This is a genomic window from Leisingera sp. JC1 (assembly GCF_001679925.1).
Lineage (GTDB): Bacteria > Pseudomonadota > Alphaproteobacteria > Rhodobacterales > Rhodobacteraceae > Leisingera.
This window is the reverse complement of record NZ_LYUZ01000034.1, coordinates 1-979: the sequence shown is the minus strand read 5'-3', so window position 1 is coordinate 979 and position 979 is coordinate 1. Positions and strand designations below refer to the sequence as shown.

Sequence of the window (979 nt, the reverse complement as noted above, 5' to 3'; positions counted from 1 at the left end):
GCCTTGGGGAACAGCCCGGACTTCCTGAATATCGGGGAAGCCAACTATCTCGAAAATGACTGGCAGGACAAGAAACCGTGCTATTGCCGCAAGGCGCTTGCGGATTGCCCCTTCTGGAGCGGGGCGAAGAAACTGACAGAGGCCGGTCCCGGCGCCGCGGGCCCGTCGCTGCAGCTGGAAGACCAGTCGGCCTTGCGGTTCCTGGACAGCCGGGACCTCCCCTTTCTCAAACGGTTGCTGGTCAGCTTAGGGGTCCCGCTGACGGTTGTTTTCCGGCAAGAGGATCTGCGTGATTACGCCAGCCGCACCGCGTCATTCGTCACCTCCCTGTCGCAGGCCTTCGGGGCCTGGGCAGTTGTCGACGCGTCAAAGAACATCCGGCGGCTTGAGGCCCTCCGGCTGTACTCGGACCTCGACAGCAAGGTGATCGTGCTGAAGCGGCAGGCGCAGGATTTGCTGGCCTCCCGCCTGAAAAGGGCAAGGAGGCGCAATCCCAGGTATTCTCCCCTTTCGGCGCCGGTTTACCTGCTTTGGGTTTTGTATCACCGCTTCGCGATCCGGCGGCAGACGCGCAGGATGAGACAGGAAGAGTACCTGGAGGTCACCTACGAAGAGCTGTGCGACACGCCGCAGGCATTGCAGCGCCGGATCGCAAGGAGGCGCAATCCCAGGTATTCTCCCCTTTCGGCGCCGGTTTACCTGCTTTGGGTTTTGTATCACCGCTTCGCGATCCGGCGGCAGACGCGCAGGATGAGACAGGAAGAGTACCTGGAGGTCACCTACGAAGAGCTGTGCGACACGCCGCAGGCATTGCAGCGCCGGATCGGGAACGGGCTCGGAACGCCCGTCGATTTCGGGATCCGCGGCGGGAATGGGAGTGATACAGCGGCGGCCCATATTTTTACCGGGAATGTCCGGATTACAAAAAACGATGCGCCTGAAAAAGGCATCCGCCTGAGAAAAGAAACCGCATCGGCAC

1 protein-coding gene is annotated in these 979 nt (G+C 61.3%); it reads left to right on the top strand.

Translation table 11 applies throughout. The annotated features are described in order from the left end of the window. Nucleotides 1-979, top strand: a 979-nt coding sequence (locus tag A9D60_RS26480; RefSeq protein ID WP_065266469.1) for a hypothetical protein, incomplete at both ends; no start/stop codon positions are given.